This is a genomic window from Nocardioides aurantiacus, assembly GCF_003752505.1.
GTDB lineage: Bacteria > Actinomycetota > Actinomycetes > Propionibacteriales > Nocardioidaceae > Marmoricola > Marmoricola aurantiacus.
In genome coordinates, this window is the sequence record NZ_RKHO01000001.1 from 3,516,560 (window position 1) to 3,535,625 (window position 19,066).

Below are 19,066 nucleotides of genomic sequence, written 5' to 3' on the forward strand. Positions count from 1 at the left end.
AGCATGATCGGCGTGCGGGGGGTCACCACCCCCCGCACGCCACTTGCACGACCAGCCCCTTCCACCCAGAGGACCTGACGTGACCACCACGCCCGCCGCCCCTCCCGCCGCCCGCCCCAAGCGGCGCCAGGGCGACCGCATCTTCGCGGGGCTCTCCCGCGGCGCCGGCATCTTCATCCTCGTCGCCCTCGCCGGCGTGTTCGTCTTCCTGGCGATCGAGGGCATCCCCGGGCTCACCCAGCCCGCGAGCTTCTACGCCCCGCAGGCCAGCACGTTCGTCGGCTACGTGGTCCCGCTGCTGTTCGGCACGATCCTCGCGGCCGTGATCGCGGTGATCATCGCCGCGCCCCTGTCCTTCGGCATCGCCCTGGTGATCAGCCACTACGCCCCCCGTTCGATCGCGGTGCCCGCGGCGTACGTCGTCGACCTGCTGGCCGCCGTTCCCAGCGTCGTGTTCGGCCTGTGGGGCATCAACGTCCTGGCCCGCAAGGTGGCGCCGGGCTACGAGTGGCTCTACGAGCACCTCGGCTTCATCCCGTTCTTCGCCGGTCCGCCCTCGACGACCGGCCGCACGATCCTCACCGCCGGCATCGTGCTGGCGATCATGATCCTGCCGATCATCACCGCGATCTCGCGCGAGATCTTCGCCCAGACCCCCCGGCTGCACCAGGAGGCCGCGCTGGCCCTGGGTGCCACCCGCTGGGAGATGGTCCGGCTGACGGTCTTCCCCTACGCCAAGTCCGGGATGGTCTCCGCGGTCATGCTCGGCCTGGGCCGCGCCCTGGGCGAGACGATGGCCGTCGCGATGGTCCTCTCGGCCGGCGGCGGCATCACCTTCAACCTGATCTCGTCCTCGAACCCGGCGAGCATCGCCTCCAACATCGCCAACAACTACAAGGAAGGCACGCCCGGCAAGGTCTCGGTCCTCATCGCCACCGGCCTGGTGCTGTTCCTGGTGACCTTCCTGGTCAACTTCGCGGCCCGCTGGTTGGTCGGCCGCTCCGAGCGGAGGATGGCCCGATGAACCACCGCACCCGGTTCTCGGTCTCCCCCGCTCCGCTCCTCCACCCGACAACTGTGAGGGGACCCCGATGAGCACCACCACCCAGGCGCCCCAGGCGCCCCGGGGAGCAGCTCCCACCCGCGCCCAGAGCCTGCAGCGGCCGCGGCTCCCCCGCTGGGCGCCGCTGCTGGTCGCCCTCGGCGCCGTCGCCGGCGCCGCCCTGCTGGGCCTGCTGCTCGGCTGGGGCCTGCTGAGCACCGGCTTCGTCGCGCTGCTGCTGTTCGTGGTGCTGATGCCGGTCTGGTCGCTGGTGGTGGAGAACCGCCGCGCCGCCGTCGACCGGCTGATGACCTCGCTGGTCTGGAGCGCGTTCCTGGTCGCGCTGGTGCCGCTGCTGTCGCTGATCTGGACGGTGGTCTCCAAGGGCGCGCCGCAGATCAACGCGACCTTCCTGACGTTCTCGCAGTTCCGCACCGACCTCTCGCAGCCGGTCGGCATCTATCACGCCCTGATCGGCACCCTGCTGATCACGCTGGGCGCCACCGTGATCGCGGTCCCGATCGGCATCTTCACCGCGATCTACATCGTGGAGTACGGCCAGAAGGGCCGCCTGGCCCGCTCGATCACCTTCCTGGTCGACGTGATGACCGGCATCCCCTCGATCGTCGCCGGCCTGTTCGCCTTCGCGCTGTGGATCCTGCTGTTCGGGCCCTCCGCCCGCGCCGGACTCGGCGGCTCGATCGCGCTGGCCATCCTGATGATCCCGATCGTGGTGCGCTCCACCGAGGAGATGCTCCGGCTCGTGCCCGACGACCTGCGCGAGGCGTCGTACGCCCTGGGGGTGCCGAAGTGGCGCACCATCGCCAAGGTCGTGCTCCCCACGGCGCTGGGTGGCATCGTGACCGGCGTGACCCTCGCCATCGCCCGCGTGGTCGGCGAGACCGCGCCGCTGCTGCTGATCGCGGGCCTGACGACCCGGACCAACTTCAACCTCTTCGACGGCCGGATGACGACGCTGCCGGTCCTGATCTTCACCCAGAACGCCAACCCGGGCATCCCGCCGCCGAGCGGCGGTGAGCCCCCGGGCATCGGCATCGCCTGGGGCGGCGCGTTCGTGCTGATCGTGATCGTGATGCTGCTCAACCTCGTCGCCCGCGTGGTCGGCAAGTACTTCGCCCCCAAGACCGGACACTGAGTCCGGACAACACGGAGAGTTCACACACCATGGCCAAGAGCATCGACGTCTCTGACCTCGACATCTACTACGGCGACTTCCTGGCGGTCGAGAGCGTCAACATGACGATCCCCGCCCGTTCGGTGACGGCGCTCATCGGACCGTCCGGCTGCGGCAAGTCGACCTTCCTGCGCTCCCTCAACCGGATGCACGAGGCGATCCCCGGCGCCCGCGTCGACGGCAAGATCATCGTCGACGGGCAGTCCCTCTACGACCCGGGCGTGGACCCGGTGGAGGTACGCCGCATGGTCGGCATGGTCTTCCAGCGGCCCAACCCGTTCCCGACGATGTCGATCTACGAGAACGTCCTCGCCGGGCTGCGGCTGAACAACAAGAAGCTCAAGAAGGCCGCCGCCGACCAGGTCGTGGAGAAGTCCCTCAAGGGCGCCAACCTGTGGAACGAGGTCAAGGACCGGCTGGGCAAGCCCGGCATGGGCCTCTCGGGCGGCCAGCAGCAGCGGCTGTGCATCGCCCGCGCGATCGCCGTCGAGCCGCAGGTGCTCCTGATGGACGAGCCCTGCTCGGCCCTCGACCCGATCTCGACCTCGGCGATCGAGGACCTCATCCACGAGCTCAAGTCGGAGTACACGATCGTCATCGTCACCCACAACATGCAGCAGGCGGCCCGGGTCTCCGAGGACACCGCCTTCTTCAACATCGCCGGCACCGGCAAGCCCGGCAAGCTGATCGAGATGAACCCCACCAAGAAGATCTTCAGCGTCCCCGACGAGGCCGCCACCGAGGCCTACATCTCGGGTCGGTTCGGCTAGGTCGCACGTCGCAGGCACGGGGTAGTCCGAGACGTTCGGCACCCCGCCAGGGCCCGTTTCAGGTGCCAAACGTCTCGGACTACCCCCGCCGGGCGTGGGGTGGCTGACCGGTCCCCGCCGTCCACAGAACGACATAAGCCCCATGACGCCGGTCCCCTGTGGACAGGCGCAGCCAACCTGCGCGTCGCACGGGTTGGCTGCCGGCCATGGACCGGTACGACGCGCTCGCGCTCGCCCGTGCCGCGACGGTCCCTCCCGTCCGTCGTGACGACACCGGTCTCCGGGGTCCGACGCGTGTGCAGCTGCGTTCTGCCCGATGGCGTCGGACCAGCCGCGGGCTCTACGTCCCCTCCGACGTCGACGCCCTCGTGGCCGAGCAGCGCATCCGCGAGGCGGCGGCGGTCCTGCCCGAGATCGGCGGCGTCACCGGATGGGCGGGGCTGCGCTGGACAGGTGGCACCTGGTTCACCGGCAGGACCCCGGGCGGGTTCCAGCCGGTCGACCTGGCCACGTGCTACGAGGACATCCGCGGCCAGCCCGGCATCCGGGTCTGCCAGGAGCGTCTCCCGCCGGGCGAGCTGGTGGATGTCGAGGGGGTACGTGTGACGCTGCCCGTCAGGTCTCTGTTCTTCGCCACGAGGTACGCCCGTGACCTGCGGGCGGCAGTGGCCGCGGTCGATGCTGCGGCGTACTCCGACCTCGTCTCCCTCGAGGAGGCGTGGGACTACACGCTCAGGCACCCGGGGTGGACCGGCGTCCCGCAGGCGAGGAACGCACTCGCCCTCGCTGACGAGAACACGTGGTCGCCGGCCGAGACCGCGATGCGCCTCGTGTGGGTGCTCGACGCCTGCCTTCCCGTGCCGCTCACCAACCGGCCCGTGTTCGACCTGCGCGGACACCACCTCGGCACACCCGACATGATCGACCCGGTGACTGGCCTGCTCGGCGAGTACGACGGTCCGCACCACCTCGACGGGCCGCAGCGGTCGATCGACGTACGCCGTCTCGACGCCTTCCGCGCGCACGGCCTGGAACCGGTCGTCGCCATGGCGCCGGACCTGCGGGAGCGGGAGCTTCTCGCAGCGCGCCTGAGGTCGGCCCACGAACGCGCGTCGCACCGACCAGCCACCGATCGATCCTGGACCCTGGACCCACCGGCCTGGTGGCGGGCGACCCACACGGTCGACCTGCGCCGGGCGCTCGCCACCCGGGGTGATGATCGGTTGCTGGACTATCGGCGACACGCATCCTGAGAGCGCGGCGCAGCCGGACCGACGACCCGGCTGTGGCACCCCCGCCTCGGTCCCACGAGGTACTCCGAGACGTTTGGCACCCTCGGGAGCACCTCGGACAGTGCCAAACGTCTCGGAGTACCCGAATCGCCGGTCGGAGCCGGTCGGAGCCGGTGCGTCAGGGCAGCTGCAGCACGAACCGCAGCAGGAGGTAGACCAGCGCGGCGACGCCGCCGGCGGCGGGGAAGGTCAGCACCCAGGCGGTGAGGATGGAGCGGGCGACGCCCCAGCGGACGGCGGAGAAGCGCTTGGTGGCGCCGACGCCCATCACCGCGCTGGTGATGGTGTGGGTGGTCGAGATCGGGGCCTCGAAGACGTACGCCGCGGTGTAGAGCACGCTCGCGGAGATCGACTCGGCGGCGAACCCGCGCGCCGGGTCGAGGTGGATGATCCGGCGTCCGAGGGTCCGCATGATCCGCCAGCCGCCGGAGTAGGTGCCCAGCGAGATCGCGGTGGCGGCGGCGATGATGACCCAGATCGGGAGCGGGTCGCCCGAGGCGACGTACCCGCCGGAGAGCAGCGCCAGGAAGATCACGCCCATCGTCTTCTGGGCGTCCTGGAGGCCGTGGCCGAGCGCCATCGCCGCGGCCGAGATGGTCTGCGCCAGCCGGAACCCCGACCCCACGCGGCGGGGTGAGGACTTCCGGAACAGCCACATGATCAGCAGCATGAAGCCGAGGGAGAACGCCAGCAGCGGCGAGAGCACCATCGGGATGACGACCTTCTCGATCACCGTGGCCCAGTTGACGAAGACGCCGGCGGTCAGCGCCGAGCCGACCAGGCCGCCGATCAGGGCGTGCGAGGACGACGAGGGCAGGCCGTAGTACCAGGTCACCATGTTCCAGGTGATCGCGCCGAACAGACCGGCCATGACGATGACCATGCCGTGGCTGCCGACCCCGGGGTCGATGACGTCACTGACGGTGCTGGCGACCTTCTGGCCGAGGAACGCGCCCACGAAGTTCATGACCGCCGCCATCAGCAGCGCCACCCGCGGGGTCAGGGCGCGCGTCGAGACGGACGTCGCGATGGCGTTGGCCGCGTCGTGGAACCCGTTGGTGTAGTCGAACACCAGGGCCACCACGACGACCGCGACGATGATCGCGATCTCCACGCTCAGGACTCCTTGGCGTGGATCTGCTCCACCGTGTTGGCGACCTTCTCGAACGCGTCGACGGCGCTCTCGAGCGACTCGACGATGTCCTTGAGCTTGAGCACGTCGAGCGCGTCGTAGCTGCCGCCGAAGAGCAGGGCCAGGATGTGGCGGAAGCTCTTGTCACCGGCGTTCTCGAGCCGGTTGATCTCGATCCAGTACTCCGAGAGGTCCTTCATCGAGCGGAGCCGCGGCATCGCCTCGGCGGTCAGCTCGGCGCAGCGCTGCAGCACGTCGACCTGCTCGGCGATCTCGGCGGGCAGGGCACCGACCTCGTAGAGGACGGTCAGGTCGACCGCCTCCTCCATGTAGTCCATGACGTCGTCGAGCCCGGAGGCCAGCGCGTAGATGTCCTCGCGGTCGAACGGCGTCACGAAGGTGGCGTTGACCCGCGACGCGATCTCGTGGGTGGTCTCGTCGGCGCGGTGCTCGGCCTCCTGCATGCGGGCAGCGATCGCCTTGCGGTCCGCCCCTTCGCCGAGCAGCTCGGCCAGGATGGCCGCCCCCTCGACGAGGTGCTGCGCGGAGGTCTGGAAGAGGTCGTAGAAGACGTCGTCCACGGGCTTGAAGCGAAACGCCACTGGGTTAACTCCACGTGAGCAGGATCAGAACGTCGCCATGCTAGGCGGTGGCGAGCCCCCGACGGCAACTCGGTCGGGCGTTGTACCCCCAGGGGGTATGTATGGTGGAGCCATGGACACGACCCCCGGCTACCACGACCACAAGGGTGACTACCTCACCCGGCTGCGGCGCATCGAGGGACAGGTCCGCGGGCTGCAGCGGATGGTCGACGAGGACGTCTACTGCATCGACATCCTCACCCAGGTCTCGGCCGTCAAGAGCGCCCTGGCGAGCGTCTCGGTCGGTCTGGTCCAGGACCACCTCGGCCACTGCGTCCAGGACGCCGTCGCGGGTGCCGCGGCCGGCGACGAGGACGGCCGGGCCCGCGCCGAGGCCAAGGTCGCCGAGGCGAGCGCCGCCATCACCCGCCTGCTCAAGAGCTGAGAACCCATCCCACCGAAGGAGCACCCCATGAGCACGACGTACGACGTGACCGGCATGACCTGCGGGCACTGCGCCCAGGCCGTCACCACCGAGCTGTCCTCCGTCCAGGGCGTGACCGGCGTCCAGGTCGACGTCGCGACCGGCAAGGTCGTCGTCGAGGGCGAGGGATTCACCGACGCCCAGGTCGCCGAGGCCGTCGACGAGGCCGGCTACGCCCTGGCCTGACCCCGGCACCACCACCTCGCACCACCCCCGGAGACCCCGATGAGCCAGACCCCCGTCCGCGACACCCGCTCCGTCGACCTGCTGGTCGGCGGCATGACCTGCGCCTCCTGCGTGGGCCGGGTGGAGAAGAAGCTCAACCGCCTCGACGGGGTGACGGCCACGGTCAACCTCGCCACGGCCTCGGCCCGGGTCGCCTACGACCCCGCACTGGTCGACGAGGAGACCCTCGTCGCGACCGTCGAGCGCACCGGCTACTCCGCCTCGCTGCCCAGCGAGGGCGACGACCCGGCGCAGGAGGAGGACACCCAGGCCCGGGTGCTGCTGCGCCGGCTGGCGGTCGCAGCGCCGCTCACGGTCGCGGTGGCGGTGCTGGCGATGGCCCCCGGCGTGCCCCGGCTCCCGTGGCTGCAGCTCCTCCTCACACTCCCCGTCGTGGCGTACGCCGGGTGGCCGTTCCACCGCGCGGCTGCGGTCAACGCCCGCCACCTCTCCTCGACCATGGACACGCTGGTCTCGATCGGGACCGTGGCCGCCTTCGCCTGGTCGGTGGTGGAGCTGCTCCGCGGCGAGATGCACCTCTACTTCGAGGTCGCCGCGACGGTGACGACCTTCCTGCTGCTGGGCCGCTGGCTTGAGGCACGGGCCAAGTCGCGCGCCGGGTCGGCGCTGCACGCGCTGCTCGAGCTCGGCGAGACCCGGGCGGTGCTGCTGGAGGCAGGGCCCGACGGCGCCGCCGAGCGCGAGGTCGACGTCGCCGCGCTGCGGCCCGGGATGCGGGTGCTGGTGCGCCCGGGCGCCCGGGTGCCCACCGACGGGGTCGTCGTCGCGGGCCGCAGCAGCTGCGACGAGTCGATGGTGACCGGGGAGAGCCTGCCGGTCGAGAAGGACGCCGGCGACGAGGTCGTCGGCGGCACGCTCAACACCGACGGACGCCTCGAGGTCGAGGTCACCCGGATCGGCCGCGACACGCTGCTGTCCCGGATCCGGCAGACGGTGGCCGACGCCCAGACCGGCAAGGCACCCGTCCAGCGGCTCGCGGACCGCGTGTCGTCGGTCTTCGTGCCGGTCGTGCTGGCGATCGCCGTGGTCACGGCCGTCGCCTGGCTGCTGGCCGGCCAGGGCGCCGACGCGGCCGTCACGGCGGCCGTGGCCGTGCTCGTCATCGCCTGCCCGTGCGCACTGGGGCTGGCCACGCCCACCGCGATGCTGGTCGGCACCGGGCGCGCCGCCCAGCTGGGCATCGTGGTCCGCAGCGCCGAGGTGCTCGAGACCTCGCGCGCCGTCACCACGGTCGTGCTCGACAAGACCGGCACCCTGACCACGGGCCGGATGCGGGTGCACGAGGTGGCCGGCGACCCCGACGCGCTGCTGCTGGCGGCGGCTCTGGAGCACGGCAGCGAGCACCCGGTGGCCCGGGCGCTGGTCGCCCACGCCACCGCACCCCTGCCCGACGTGGAGGAGTTCACCGCGCTCCCGGGCTCCGGCGTGCGCGGCACCGTGGCCGGCACCGAGGTCGAGGTCGGACGCGCCCCCGAGCCCGACACACTGCCGCGCGAGCTCGGCGAGGCGGTGGCCGCGGGCCGCGCCCGGGGCCGCACCACCGTGCTGGTGACGGTCGCCGGTCGCCCCCGCGCCGTCGTCGCGGTCGGGGACACCGTCCGCCCGGAGAGCCGTGAGGCGGTCGCCGCGCTGCACGCCGCCGGGCTGCGCACCGTGCTGCTCACCGGCGACCACGAGAGCGCCGCCCGCCACGTCGCCGACCAGCTGGGCATCGGCACGGTCGTGGCCGGCGTACGACCGGAGGACAAGCTGGGCGAGGTACGCCGCCTGCAGGACGCCGGCGAGACCGTCGCCATGGTCGGCGACGGGGTCAACGACGCGGCGGCGCTGGTGCAGGCCGACCTCGGCATCGCGGTCGGCACCGGCACCGACGCCGCCATCGAGGCGGGCGACGTCACGCTGGTCAACGGCGACCCGCGGCTGGTCGTGGCGGCGCTCCAGCTCTCGCGCCGCACCCTGACGGTGATCCGGCAGAACCTGTTCTGGGCCTTCGCCTACAACGTGGTCGGCATCCCGGTGGCGGCCCTGGGCCTGCTCAACCCGATGGTCGCGGGAGCCGCGATGGCCGCCTCCAGCGTCTGCGTGGTGACCAACTCGCTGCGGCTGCGCCGCTTCACGGTGGCCACGCAGGGATGACGGGGTCCTAGGAGCCGGGCACGCCGCGACCCTGCTGCGGGATCCCGAGGGCCTGGTCGATCTCGTGGGGCGTCAGGTGCGCGTCGGACTGGTTGGCCGCCACGATCAGGGTCGCCGTGAGCTCGACCTCGCTCAGCAGCTCGTCGTCCTCCAGCCGCACGTCGTACGGATCCATGGCCGAAGCCCCTCCCCCTGTGTGCTTGTCGGACCACTCCTACCCACCCCGTCACCTGCGAAAACAGGTTAGGCCACGTGACCGACGGGTAACCCCGGAACGGGTCGCCGGGACTGCCCCAGGAACGCCACAGGGCCCCGACCGTGAGGTCGGGGCCCTGCGTCGAAGTCCGTGATCAGAGAGGACGAACGTTCTCCGCCTGGGGGCCCTTGGGGCCCTGGGTGACGTCGAACTCGACCTTCTGGTTCTCGTCGAGGGACTTGTAGCCCTGCGACTGGATCGCGGAGTAGTGGACGAAGACGTCGTCCCCGCCGTTCTCCTGAGCGATGAAGCCGAAACCCTTTTCGGCGTTGAACCACTTGACGGTGCCCTGAGCCATGCTGGTGTTCTCCTGTTACTAAAGGCGAGAGACCGCCACTTCAGCGGCCTCTGCAGAGTGCGGGTGATACGCCGTCCCGCCTCGCAAGCCTGTAGCAAAGAGAAGAAACGCCGTTGGATCACAAACTTCCAACGAGCGTTGATGAAACCGCTGGAACTTGCACCCTGCAGTTACGACAGTACCAACACTCCGGTGGCCTCGTCGCCCACCCCCGTCCGTGGCGGGGGACCGCCGCCTCCGAGCCCCGCGTGTCCTCCCCGCGGTTGGCTCGTTGCGCAGGGAGGCGACGCCCACCAGGACGCGCAGGAGCGACTCCAGGAGGGGACGTGGGACGACGAGGGCAGACCGCACTCCAGACGCGGTTCACACGCATCCCGGCCCAGTCCACGGGCTGGTGGCCCGACCGCCCGGAGCCCGGCCCGCCGCTGCTGCGGACCGACCGCACGCGGCCGGTCCCGTCGCGGCTGCGGCAGCACCGGGTCGACCCGACGGCAGTTCTGCGCAAGGCTCTGCTCGCAGCACCCGGCGAGGAGACCGACGCGGGGGCGCCCACCGAGGGGGACGACGTGACCGACCAGACGACCGACGAGCACGGCGACCAGCGTCGGGGGCGGCTCGGACGCCTGCTCGGACGCCGCCGCGACGACCCGTCGCCCACCACCGACGACGCCGCGACCGAGCGGTCCACGACCCCGGTCGGCTCCGCTGCGCCCGAGCCGGAGCCCGCCGCCGGCGACGAGGGCGGGCGCTGGGTCTACCACCACGCCGACGAGACGTCAGGCTTCCAGGGCTGGCTCTACCACTACGACGACGGCACGCTCGCCGCCGAGGACGGCACGGTCTACGAGTACGCCGACGGTGGCGCGCTCGAGCAGCCGACCGACACTGCGGCGGCCGAGCCCGAACCGACGCCGGAGCCCGAACCGGTCGCTGCGGCCCAGCCCGAACCGGAGCCCGAGCCCGAACCGGAGCCCGTCGCGGTGGCCGAGCCTGAGCCGGAGCCCGAACCGGAGCCGGAGCCCGAGCCGGAGCCCGAGCCCGAGCCGGAGCCCGTCGCAGCGACCGAGCCCGAACCGGAGCCCGAGCCCGAGCCCACGCCCACGTCCGATGACGTCCCCACCTTCCTCGAGTACTCGCCCTCCGGGCTCGTGCCGCTCGCGGCCGGGACCGTCCTCGCCCTCGCCGGGGTCGGGGCGGTCGTGCTGGCCGTGCTGACGCTCGAGGACCCGTCGACGGACGGGGTGCTGCTGGTCCTGCTGCTGGCGGGCCTGGCGGTGGCGGCCGGCGTCGTGCTGTCGCGGTGGGATCCCACCACCGTCACGGTGCGCGAGGGCACGCTGCTGGTCGAGCGGGGCGGGAAGACCCGTGAGGTCGACCTGCGCGACCCCGACCTCGCCGTCGAGCTCGACGACCCCGGGTCACGGTCCTGGACCGGCACCTTCACCTCCGGCGAGGACGACCCGGTCGTCGTACGCCGCTCCGACGTCGAGCCGCGCCGCTTCGCCCAGGTCGTCGAGCACGCCCGCACCCAAAGGCCCGACTCCGAGGCCGGCTCCCGGGGCGAGCGCGAGGGCGCCACCCGGGCCTAGTAGCCCGGGATCGCGACCTCGAGCCGGTCGCCCTTCGCCACGACGCTGCCCTGGACGCGGAACCTGACGCGGTCGGTCACCGGCAGCAGGGCCCCGGAGTCCGGGTCACGCACCTGCCCGGCCATGCGGGCGAGGGGTGGGCGGGGCGTCGTGATCCGCCACCCGGCCCCGTCGGGCTCGGTGGTGGCGCGGACCGGTCCGGCCAGCGTCCAGGTCGACGAGGACAGCCCGCCCACCCAGGCCAGCCGGGCCGGGCAACCTCGCGGACGGGCCTCGTCCCCCAGGGGGCGGGTGCAGCGGCGCACGAACGACCGGACGGCTCGCTGCACCTGCGCCTCCCCCGCCGCGGTCAGCTCACCCCCGAGGTCGAACGGATAGGGCCTCACGTCGCGGGTGTCGATCCGCTCGCCGGGGCCGTGCGTGACGAGGCCCTCGGGCCCGACCGCGGCCACGGTGAGGTCACCGGGCGGCAGGTGGTAGCGGCGCCCCTCGGCCGGCACCGGGTCGACGGGCACCTCGACGTCACCGACCCGCAGGGCGGTGACGCCCCGCCCGGTGAGCTCGACCGTCGGGAGCACCGAGCCGACGAACCCGCCCGACTTGCGGACGTCCACGCGCAGCCACTCGCCCCCACGCTCGTCCGGTGGGTCGGTGTCGAGGGTGTACTTCACGTAGGCCAGGTCGCCGTCCGCCTCGATCCTCACGTCGCGGCGCGCCAGCGCCCCCTGCTCGAGCACGTCGTCGACGAGCAGCTCGTCGGAGACGGCCAGCGACTCCTCGACGACCAGCTCCTTCAGCGCCGTTGCGTCGGCCTCGACGAGCGCCGCGGTCAGCAGCTGCACCTGGCCGCGGGCGGTGGTCGGGTCGTCGGCCGACCCGTCGGCGCAGCCGGCCAGCGCGAGGACGGTCAGGCCGGCCGCTGCGGCCGCGGTGCGGCGTACCCCTCGCATGCGGTGATGGTCGCAGGTCCGGCCCCTCGACGCAGCCGCCTCGACGCAAGCGCACGGGCCATGTCCCCCGGACCGGGGCCCCGACCCTCGGAACGCTCGGGAGACCGTGGCACCTGCCACCGTCTCCGGAGCCGTCGGACGCCCGGTCCCCGACCACGTGGTGCGACCGGCCCCGGAGCGGGGCCGGGGTCGACCGACGGTGGCGTCGACCTCAGCCGGTGGCGAACCGCGCGGCCGACTCCCCCGACAGGGCCGCGTCGATGCGGGCGCGCATGCGGGCGGCCATCGCCGGGCGGAGGTCCTCGAGCTCGTCCGGCGTGCACCAGCGCACGTCGGTGGACTCGTCGTCGGCCACCCGCGCCTCACCGGAGACCCAGGTGCAGGCGAAGGTGAGGTCGAGGTAGACCGACCGGTCCCCGTTGGGATAGGCCACCTCGTCGGTCGCCCCCACCAGCGCGAGGCGGTCGACCCGGATCACCACGTCGGCCTCCTCCAGCGCCTCGCGGGCGGCCGCCACCGCGGGCTCCTCCCCCGGGTCGACGATGCCGGTGACGGGGGTCCACGTCCCGTCGTCGGACCGCCGGACCAGCAGCACCTCGGTGGCGGGCCCGGTGCCGCGGCGCACGACCGCGGTCACGCCGGGCAGCCACAGCAGGTCGTGGCCGATGTGGGAGCGCAGGTCGGCGACGTACGGCGGGATGGGCACGCGCCCGACGCTAGCGCCCGAGCCGGGTGCCGGCCTCGCTAGGCTCCCGGGGTGCGGGTCGCCCAGCCTCCGTACGCCGGGCCTCTGAGGCTTCAGGAATTTAACCCTGACCTGGGGGTTCGACTTGGCGATCACAACTCGCTTGCTGACCTGCTGGCATGTCTTGCGAGCGTTCCTGGAATGCACTGCGCGGGGATGTGGAACGCGGCTCCCTCAGCAGATCCGCCGGTCAGTCAGGCCAGATCTTTAATCGAGCTGACGGCGGGTGCTGCGGCGGTCATCGGCGGAGAGGGGTGGACTTCAGCCTCCGCCACGGCTTTCGTCGCCGGCGGTCTCCAACTCGGGAGATGGTGGACTCGCCTTCTTCTCATCGTCTTGGTTGCGCCGCCTACGCTTCTTCCATTCCACCTGCCGCACACGGATAGCGCCAGTGCCAAACGAGTAGCTCACCTCGCCCTTGAAGCCGTCGAGGTCTTCGTCGATCGGCCGCTCGGGCACCTCGAACGAAATGATTTCGCCTGCGTGACACAGGCGCGGCAACTCGACGCCAGCCTGCAGCTCAAGGTTCTCGGACTGACCTCGCACTACCCGGGATTCGCTGTCCGGATCGCGGAGGTAAATGAATGTGATCGTAAGGCCGTGGACGTTGACGGTTGCCCCTCGGCAGGTCAGATCGACGTCACGCCAAGCGGTCATGGAGTCCATCAGTTTGGGAGTGACCTCTGCGTCCATACTGAGGCCGGCAGACTCCAGGACATTGAGCATGCGGGTTATCTCGCCGACAGTGGAACCCATTCGCGGCACCACATCGAAGTTGACGTCGATGGCCGCCTCCGTTGCAGCTACCGAAGCGGCAGATGCCTCCGCCGCAGTCTTCGAGTGCTCGGCCGCTTTTCCCGCGCTGTTGGCCATGAACTTCGTCAAGATCGCTAGCCAAGCGGTAATGCCGGCCAAGATCACCGTCGAAGCGAGCGTAATGAGCGGCCCCCAGTCCTTCACCCAATTAATGACAGCGTCAGAGTTCACGCACGGAGTGTCGCATCACCGAGGTTTGAGGGATGGTTGCTGCCCCCGAACCAGGTGCTGGAGCAGCGGGCAGCGCCCTCAAGCTCGGTTCGGTTCGCTGGCCACATGGCGCGGACTCTGGAGCGGCGCCCGCTTAGTCTCGCCCCCCGAACGGCCTGACTGGTCCGGAGCAAGGCATCCGCTACCCCAGAGGGTGCGTTCGGGGTAGCGACGAGACCCGCGCTCAGACTGGCTGCGCGGGATGGGCCGCTCTGTAGCAGCGCGGGTGTTCGCGCGGTCTTGGGACGAGACCCACCCCGACCTTGCGCCACAGGATCAGCTAGCCCGTCCGAAGCAAACACGTGGCAAACCGCTGTAGGCGGAGCAGTCGGCCCGCCTCGGCGGCGATACCGGCCGCGGCCAAGCGGCTTCGTGAGCCAGGCGTGGACGTCGAGACGGTGAGACGCGTTGGCGGTCGCCGGCGAGACGGCGGCGCCCGTGCTCGTAGACACCCAGCGGGCGTCCGCACAACCCGCAGCGGCGGCCGTGTTACCTCGAGCGGTGCCGTGCTGGGCGGCGCGGCGCAGCGCAGCGCAGCGCAGCGCAGCGCATCCCCAGATCCCGGCCGAGAGCGAACATCTCGTCATGGGCCGGGCCGCCGCGCATGCAACCGAGCTCGAACTGGGAGCGGCCGCGCGGGCGCAGCGTCCTCGAACCTACCGGTAGGGGCCCCTAGCCTGATGGTCGTTGCCGCCTACCTACACGTGGCTCGCGGCGCGGACCGGCTCGCGTCACGGTCCGCTGTCGTGCCGACTGGCTTCGACCTGGAGAGCCCGCAGCATGCGTCCGACGGCTGGGGTGACGCGCCCTCAGACCAGCTCCTCCACGAGATCCTGGGCGAATGCGAGGCTCTCGGTAGCGCCCTTCTTGAGAGCCTCCAGCTCGCTGCCGTCGACTGCGAGAAAGGCGCCAAAGTTCACGTTCGCGACGGCGATCTGGCAGGCGGCGATGCGCAAGAAGTCGCTGTACTCGCTCTGCTCGCGCCGTGTGAGGTCCGCCCAACGTGCCGCTTCCGTTGTGGACAACGATCTGCGCCAGCGCTCCTGGGCATGGCCGGCGTGTAGGGCGATGTACTCCAGGATGCGGGTTGCGTCCTCGATGGCGGTCACCATGGCCTCGTATCCAGCCAACATTCGCTCTAGCTCCGCTTCCGCCTCGTCAATCTTTAGGTTCAGCTCGAGCTCCTTCTGCTTGTTGCGACGCGACACGAGCAGGAAGCCGCCGATGGCGAGCATCGCCGCTGGCACGGCGACGACGCTGGCCGCGATCGTCATCCCCCCAGCGACCCCGGCGCCACCGGCAGCAAGGCTCCCGCCACCAAGGAACGCCCAGGTGGCGTTCGTCGCGGCAACGCCGGACAGACCGCTGATCGCGGCACCTGTCGAGGCGGTCCCGAAGGTGGCTGCAGCCGTGAACGCACCGTAGGCAGCGGCACCGCCGACCCCTGCGCCCACGGTCGCGCCCCCTAGAGCTCCCGCCAACCGGCTCGCGGCCAGGTCCAGCTCGTACCCGGTCACGGCGCCGGGCTCGACCGGCTCCTCACTGTCCAAGGTCTCCGGGGTCGGAAGGTCGGGCGCTCCCGAGATCAGGTGCGCCTGCTCGATGAAGGGGACGAAGAACTTGTCGCGCGCGTGGTCGTGCGCCAAGTTGAAAGAATCGGCCGCCTCGTCAACCCGATCGGTGCGTGCGCCGACAACACGGTGGAGCGCCGTCAGGCGCTCCTTGGTCGGACGACCGGCAGTACTCAGCTTCGACCTGGTCGTGGCCTTCGAGATCGGCAACTCACTCACGGTCATGGAGTGCTCCACGGTCCGTCGTTCAGCGAGGCCGATGAGCTCGGCGGGCGTGACCTTGAGCGCCTCAGCGATCCGCTCGACGCGGTCCGGGCGCGGGCGCATCTGCCCAGACTCGACTCGTGACATCGACACACCGGCACCCGCACCCACGCTGTAGCCCGCGCGCTCGCCGAGGCCCTGCTGGCTGAGGTCCTCGGGACTGCTTTCGCGGAGCTCACGAATGACCTCGCCAAGTGCCTTGGTCGAGTAAGCCATGGGGGCAACCTTACCACTGAAACACTAGTCGGATGGACTTAGTGTTTGACTTAGCGTAGAAGTGGTGCGTTACTTAGTCCGGACTCCCGACCGGGGGTCGCACTCACATCGAAGAAAGGTCTCCCATGGCCAAGATCAACAAGGCCCTGTTCGCCGTCGACGTCGCCGGCACCGCCTACCGCACCAACCTCGTACTCCATGACCCCGCGGTGCACAAGGCCGCCGACACTGCGTGGGTCGACATCAAGCAGGCCGGTCGGTCTTCCGGCGCTCTCGTGCGCGAGGTGGTCGAGTCGTGGCACCGCAACGCCCCGGACAACCGCGTCCGGGGCGTCAACGCCTAGCGGCAAGCTGCGCCTGGCCGCGGCGCCATCCCGCACGCTCGTCGCAGCGAACGGTTCTGGATCCGCGCCGACCACCTCGAGGTTTTGGCGACAGGAGGGGCAGGCGACGGGCCCGACCATCTGGCGCAGCCAAATAGGGATACCTACTGCTGGCCGACCCCGAAGCGAGGATGCGGCTGCGCCTCGGCGTCGGGCTGGTGCCCGTTGTCTTCGGCTGCTGATTGCCAGCTGTCACCGTGGTCATCGGAGCCGGGGCAGCGATGGACATGGATCCGCCTCCTGAGCCGCTGCGCCCGTTCACGGTGGCCCTGGCGGCGGGCGTCGTCACCGCTTACCTCGGTCACCGCGTGCTGCGCCCCTTCGTCCGGCCGTGGACTGACGAGTACCCCACCCGATGCGACCTCACCGTGGTCGAGCAGCGGCCGGGCGACCGGCTTCCTCGTCTTGTGAGACGGCGTCTTGCCTTGTCGGACCAGGCAGCTAGCTTCGGACACGACGAGGCGCTCAGCTTTGCCGGACAGCAATGTCGAGCAGGGCTAGGGTGCCTGACCGAGGGGTCGACCGAGGTCAGGGGAGACACAGTCATGGGTACTGCAACGGTAGAGGTGCTGAGCACCGATGACGCTGAGCGCCGCCGCGCCGAGATCCTCTCGGCGGCGGGTGGCGACGAGCAATCGCTGCGCGACCGCGCAGCTCAGTACGCACTCAGCGCCCGCGAGCTCGCCGCACTGGATGCCTTGGACGCCCTGGACGCCCTGGACTACCTGCTCGGCGGGCATCGCACGGAGAACTAGTGTCGCCCCGGCAACGTCCCATTCAAGAGCTCGAGGACCAGGCCCAGGAGTTCGCCCAGCGTCTCACCGCGTCGGTGTACTCCGTGGCCCGGGGCTGTGACCCGTTCGCCGCCACCGTCACCGGTGACCGCATCACGGTGCGCCAAGAGCCCGACACCGGGGTCCCCCTTAGCGTCGACGGGGCGGTGGTCCTGACTCTAAAAGTGTCGTTCGCCTGCGCGTGGGACCGCGTCGGCCACTACCTGGCAGTCGACGAGTCCCGGATGCGGGTCTACGCCGGAGCCCAGGCCGCCGGCGAGCCCCTCTTTCGCTACGCGTACCTGCGCCGCCTCAGCGGCAAGGACCAGCCCGGCGCCCACGTGCACGTTCACGCCCACCGCGACGGCTTGGGTCTGCTGCACGGATAGGTGACATCTGATCTGCGTCGATGTGTGTCGGCGCTGGAAGGATGTGCACTATGCCGAAGGCGTTCCCCAGAGAGTTCCGCGAGGACGTGATCCGGGTCTACCGGGACTCGGATGCGTCGCTGGCCCAGGTCGCCAAGGACTTCGGCATCTCGCCGTCGTGCCTGAAGCGCTGGGTCACGATCGATGACAAGAAGTCTGCCCGCCCATCCTCAGCCGGCCGAGCGCCCGTGGAGTCCGACGCGCTGCGCGAAGCGAACAAGCGAATCAGGCTCCTCGAGCAAGAGAACGAGGTTCTGCGCCGCGCCGCTGCGTATCTCTCTCAGGCCAACCTGCCGGGAAAATGATGTACCCGCTCGTCCGCGAGCTGGCCGCCGATGGGGTCCCCGTCGCGGTGACGTGCCGGGTGCTGAAGATCGCTCGCCAGCCCTACTACCGCTGGCTGGTCAATCCGGTCACCGATGCCGAGCTGACCGCGGCCTACCGGGCGAACGCGTTGTTCGACGCCCACCGCGACGACCCCGAGTTCGGCTACCGGTTCCTCCTCGACGAAGCCCGCGGCGCAGGTGAGCCGATGGCCGAGCGGACCGCGTGGCGGATCTGCTCCGACCTCGGTTGGTGGTCGGCGTTCGGGAAGAAGCGCGGCAGGAACGGGAAGAAGCCGGGCCCGCCGGTGCACGACGACCGCTGCGCCGTGGTCGACGACCAAGGCAGGATCCGCCACGAGTTCACCGCCACCGGCCCGAACGAGCTGTGGCTGGCCGACATCACCGAGCACTGGACCGGGGAGGGCAAGCTCTACGTCTGCGCGATCAAGGACGTCTGCTCCAACCGCATCGTCGGCTACTCGATCGACTCACGGATGAAGTCCCGGCTCGCGGTCGCTGCGCTGAACGACGCAGTCGCTCGCCGCGGCAAGGTGGCCGGTTGTGTCCTGCACACCGACCGAGGATCGCAATTTCGAAGCCGCAAGTTCGTCCACGCGCTCAACCGCCACGACATGGTCGGCTCGATGGGCCGCGTCGGCGCAGCCGGCGACAACGCAGCCATGGAGAGCTTCTTCTCGCTGCTGCAGAAGAACGTCCTCGACCGCCACCCCTGGGCCACCCGTGAAGAGCTGAGGATCGCGATCGTCAGGTGGATCGAGAGGACCTACCACCGGCGCCGGAGACAGGCTGCTCTCGGGCGATTGACCCCGGTCGAATACGAGCTGATCATGACTCCAACCGCCACCCAGGCGGCCTAACCAAAACTGTCACCCGTTCGTGCAGCAGACCCGACCTCGGGGAGGCTGGTGACGCTTGGGCCCATGTTCCGGCTCTGCTTGGTTGTGGACATCTCGCCCTCCTAGGGCGGTTGGTGCCCGACCTGACTTGTGTGGCGGGCCGCGGCACGGAACGCGTTACTGCGCTCGCAACTAACCGTTCGCGCGAAGAGAAAGGAGACAACCCGCTCCTACGGGAAGGCACGAGGGCTGTCCAGGCGGGGCCAAGGATGCGAAGACGTCAGGTCAGACACCTCGTGTCACCGAACAGGTCGCGCGCCCCTAGGGCCGTCCTGCGCGAGATCGACTGGTCATGTTGTCGGGCTGAACGCGACAAGACGGGACTAGACCGCCCGAGACCATCCGTCGAATCACATGGGAGTTAGGCCGCCAGACGTGGTTCCCTCAGGGCCGCAAGGCTCGAGGCCCTGCGTCTGAGACATGAATTTCGGGGGATCAATGTCAGA

Annotated in this window: 20 protein-coding genes; 12 read left to right on the forward strand and 8 right to left on the reverse strand. The window is 70.4% G+C overall.

Annotated elements, in window-relative coordinates:
• Window positions 1-79: 79 nt before the first annotated feature.
• The 4 genes from pstC to EDD33_RS17095 all read left to right on the forward strand — a co-directional run bounded on the left by pstC (window position 80) and on the right by EDD33_RS17095 (window position 4,260).
• Complete coding sequence (gene pstC, locus EDD33_RS17080) at window positions 80-1,024, forward strand: phosphate ABC transporter permease subunit PstC (protein WP_123392228.1); 945 nt, start codon at window positions 80-82, stop codon at window positions 1,022-1,024.
• 67 nt (window positions 1,025-1,091) lie between these two features.
• Window positions 1,092-2,198, forward strand: coding sequence for a phosphate ABC transporter permease PstA (gene pstA / locus EDD33_RS17085; RefSeq protein WP_123392229.1), 1,107 nt, complete (start codon window positions 1,092-1,094; stop codon window positions 2,196-2,198).
• 29 nt (window positions 2,199-2,227) lie between these two features.
• Complete coding sequence (gene pstB, locus EDD33_RS17090) at window positions 2,228-3,007, forward strand: phosphate ABC transporter ATP-binding protein PstB (RefSeq protein ID WP_123392231.1); 780 nt, start codon at window positions 2,228-2,230, stop codon at window positions 3,005-3,007.
• Window positions 3,008-3,213: 206 nt separating this feature from the next.
• Window positions 3,214-4,260: a hypothetical protein gene (locus EDD33_RS17095; RefSeq protein WP_148077128.1), complete on the forward strand. Its 1,047-nt coding sequence runs from the start codon at window positions 3,214-3,216 to the stop codon at window positions 4,258-4,260.
• 157 nt (window positions 4,261-4,417) lie between these two features.
• Here the strand turns inward: EDD33_RS17095 and EDD33_RS17100 are convergent, their stop codons facing one another.
• A complete protein-coding gene (locus tag EDD33_RS17100; protein WP_123392233.1) occupies window positions 4,418-5,413 on the reverse strand; it encodes an inorganic phosphate transporter in 996 nt (331 codons plus the stop codon).
• A 2-nt stretch (window positions 5,414-5,415) separates the two neighbouring features.
• A complete protein-coding gene (locus tag EDD33_RS17105) occupies window positions 5,416-6,012 on the reverse strand; it encodes a DUF47 domain-containing protein (protein ID WP_425463856.1) in 597 nt (198 codons plus the stop codon).
• A 133-nt stretch (window positions 6,013-6,145) separates the two neighbouring features.
• Between EDD33_RS17105 and EDD33_RS17110 the strand changes: the two genes are divergently transcribed.
• The 3 genes from EDD33_RS17110 to EDD33_RS17120 are packed head-to-tail and all read left to right on the forward strand — an operon-like array spanning window position 6,146 to window position 8,878.
• Entirely contained in the window at window positions 6,146-6,457 is a 312-nt protein-coding gene (locus EDD33_RS17110) for a metal-sensitive transcriptional regulator (RefSeq protein WP_211332582.1), read from the forward strand.
• Between the two features lie 27 nt (window positions 6,458-6,484).
• Window positions 6,485-6,682: a heavy-metal-associated domain-containing protein gene (locus EDD33_RS17115; protein ID WP_123392236.1), complete on the forward strand. Its 198-nt coding sequence runs from the start codon at window positions 6,485-6,487 to the stop codon at window positions 6,680-6,682.
• Window positions 6,683-6,721: 39 nt separating this feature from the next.
• Complete coding sequence (locus EDD33_RS17120; RefSeq protein ID WP_123392238.1) at window positions 6,722-8,878, forward strand: heavy metal translocating P-type ATPase; 2,157 nt, start codon at window positions 6,722-6,724, stop codon at window positions 8,876-8,878.
• Between the two features lie 7 nt (window positions 8,879-8,885).
• Here the strand turns inward: EDD33_RS17120 and EDD33_RS20150 are convergent, their stop codons facing one another.
• Both EDD33_RS20150 and EDD33_RS17125 read right to left on the reverse strand, forming a co-directional pair.
• Window positions 8,886-9,053, reverse strand: a complete 168-nt coding sequence (locus EDD33_RS20150) for a hypothetical protein (protein ID WP_170169864.1) — start codon at window positions 9,051-9,053, stop codon at window positions 8,886-8,888.
• 175 nt (window positions 9,054-9,228) lie between these two features.
• Window positions 9,229-9,432, reverse strand: a complete 204-nt coding sequence (locus tag EDD33_RS17125; protein ID WP_056540883.1) for a cold-shock protein — start codon at window positions 9,430-9,432, stop codon at window positions 9,229-9,231.
• A gap of 326 nt (window positions 9,433-9,758) precedes the next feature.
• Between EDD33_RS17125 and EDD33_RS20380 the strand changes: the two genes are divergently transcribed.
• Entirely contained in the window at window positions 9,759-11,021 is a 1,263-nt protein-coding gene (locus tag EDD33_RS20380; RefSeq protein WP_211332583.1) for a hypothetical protein, read from the forward strand.
• On the opposite strand, the gene EDD33_RS17135 is transcribed toward EDD33_RS20380, so the two are convergent.
• The 4 genes from EDD33_RS17135 to EDD33_RS17150 all read right to left on the reverse strand — a co-directional run bounded on the left by EDD33_RS17135 (window position 11,018) and on the right by EDD33_RS17150 (window position 15,793).
• Window positions 11,018-11,971, reverse strand: a complete 954-nt coding sequence (locus EDD33_RS17135; RefSeq protein WP_123392239.1) for a hypothetical protein — start codon at window positions 11,969-11,971, stop codon at window positions 11,018-11,020. The two genes, EDD33_RS20380 and EDD33_RS17135, sit on opposite strands and share 4 nt — an antisense overlap.
• Window positions 11,972-12,182: 211 nt before the next feature.
• Complete coding sequence (locus tag EDD33_RS17140; protein WP_123392240.1) at window positions 12,183-12,677, reverse strand: NUDIX hydrolase; 495 nt, start codon at window positions 12,675-12,677, stop codon at window positions 12,183-12,185.
• A gap of 300 nt (window positions 12,678-12,977) precedes the next feature.
• Window positions 12,978-13,703: a hypothetical protein gene (locus tag EDD33_RS17145; protein WP_148077129.1), complete on the reverse strand. Its 726-nt coding sequence runs from the start codon at window positions 13,701-13,703 to the stop codon at window positions 12,978-12,980.
• A gap of 848 nt (window positions 13,704-14,551) precedes the next feature.
• Entirely contained in the window at window positions 14,552-15,793 is a 1,242-nt protein-coding gene (locus EDD33_RS17150) for a helix-turn-helix domain-containing protein (protein ID WP_123392242.1), read from the reverse strand.
• Window positions 15,794-15,918: 125 nt separating this feature from the next.
• On the opposite strand from EDD33_RS17150, the gene EDD33_RS17155 reads away from it, so the two are divergent.
• The 4 genes from EDD33_RS17155 (at window position 15,919) to EDD33_RS17170 (ending at window position 18,581) form a co-directional block, all read left to right on the forward strand.
• Window positions 15,919-16,137 (forward strand): hypothetical protein, encoded by a 219-nt coding sequence (locus tag EDD33_RS17155; protein ID WP_123392243.1) that lies wholly within the window; start codon window positions 15,919-15,921, stop codon window positions 16,135-16,137.
• Window positions 16,138-16,373: 236 nt separating this feature from the next.
• A complete protein-coding gene (locus EDD33_RS17160) occupies window positions 16,374-16,931 on the forward strand; it encodes a hypothetical protein (RefSeq protein WP_148077130.1) in 558 nt (185 codons plus the stop codon).
• Window positions 16,931-17,338, forward strand: coding sequence for a hypothetical protein (locus EDD33_RS17165; protein ID WP_123392246.1), 408 nt, complete (start codon window positions 16,931-16,933; stop codon window positions 17,336-17,338). The genes EDD33_RS17160 and EDD33_RS17165 overlap by 1 nt, the downstream gene beginning before the upstream one ends.
• A 50-nt stretch (window positions 17,339-17,388) precedes the next feature.
• Window positions 17,389-18,581, forward strand: a protein-coding gene (locus EDD33_RS17170) for an IS3 family transposase (RefSeq protein ID WP_123389226.1) whose coding sequence is annotated in 2 segments (ribosomal slippage) — window positions 17,389-17,673 and window positions 17,676-18,581 — 1,191 coding nt in all. Because the reading frame shifts where the segments join, the coding sequence is not laid out codon by codon here.
• Window positions 18,582-19,066: the final 485 nt, after the last annotated feature.

What these genes read in the sequence shown, in the direction of transcription:
- EDD33_RS17135 (WP_123392239.1), bottom strand. Translation starts at nt 11,971, where the DNA reads ATGCGAGGGGTACGCCGCACCGCGGCCGCAGCGGCCGGCCTGACCGTC.
- EDD33_RS17110 (WP_211332582.1), top strand. Translation starts at nt 6,146, where the DNA reads ATGGACACGACCCCCGGCTACCACGACCACAAGGGTGACTACCTCACC.
- EDD33_RS17150 (WP_123392242.1), bottom strand. Translation starts at nt 15,793, where the DNA reads ATGGCTTACTCGACCAAGGCACTTGGCGAGGTCATTCGTGAGCTCCGC.
- EDD33_RS17095 (WP_148077128.1), top strand. Translation starts at nt 3,214, where the DNA reads ATGGACCGGTACGACGCGCTCGCGCTCGCCCGTGCCGCGACGGTCCCT.
- pstB (WP_123392231.1), top strand. Translation starts at nt 2,228, where the DNA reads ATGGCCAAGAGCATCGACGTCTCTGACCTCGACATCTACTACGGCGAC.
- EDD33_RS17125 (WP_056540883.1), bottom strand. Translation starts at nt 9,432, where the DNA reads ATGGCTCAGGGCACCGTCAAGTGGTTCAACGCCGAAAAGGGTTTCGGC.
- EDD33_RS17115 (WP_123392236.1), top strand. Translation starts at nt 6,485, where the DNA reads ATGAGCACGACGTACGACGTGACCGGCATGACCTGCGGGCACTGCGCC.
- pstA (WP_123392229.1), top strand. Translation starts at nt 1,092, where the DNA reads ATGAGCACCACCACCCAGGCGCCCCAGGCGCCCCGGGGAGCAGCTCCC.
- EDD33_RS20150 (WP_170169864.1), bottom strand. Translation starts at nt 9,053, where the DNA reads ATGGATCCGTACGACGTGCGGCTGGAGGACGACGAGCTGCTGAGCGAG.
- EDD33_RS17120 (WP_123392238.1), top strand. Translation starts at nt 6,722, where the DNA reads ATGAGCCAGACCCCCGTCCGCGACACCCGCTCCGTCGACCTGCTGGTC.
- EDD33_RS17155 (WP_123392243.1), top strand. Translation starts at nt 15,919, where the DNA reads ATGGCCAAGATCAACAAGGCCCTGTTCGCCGTCGACGTCGCCGGCACC.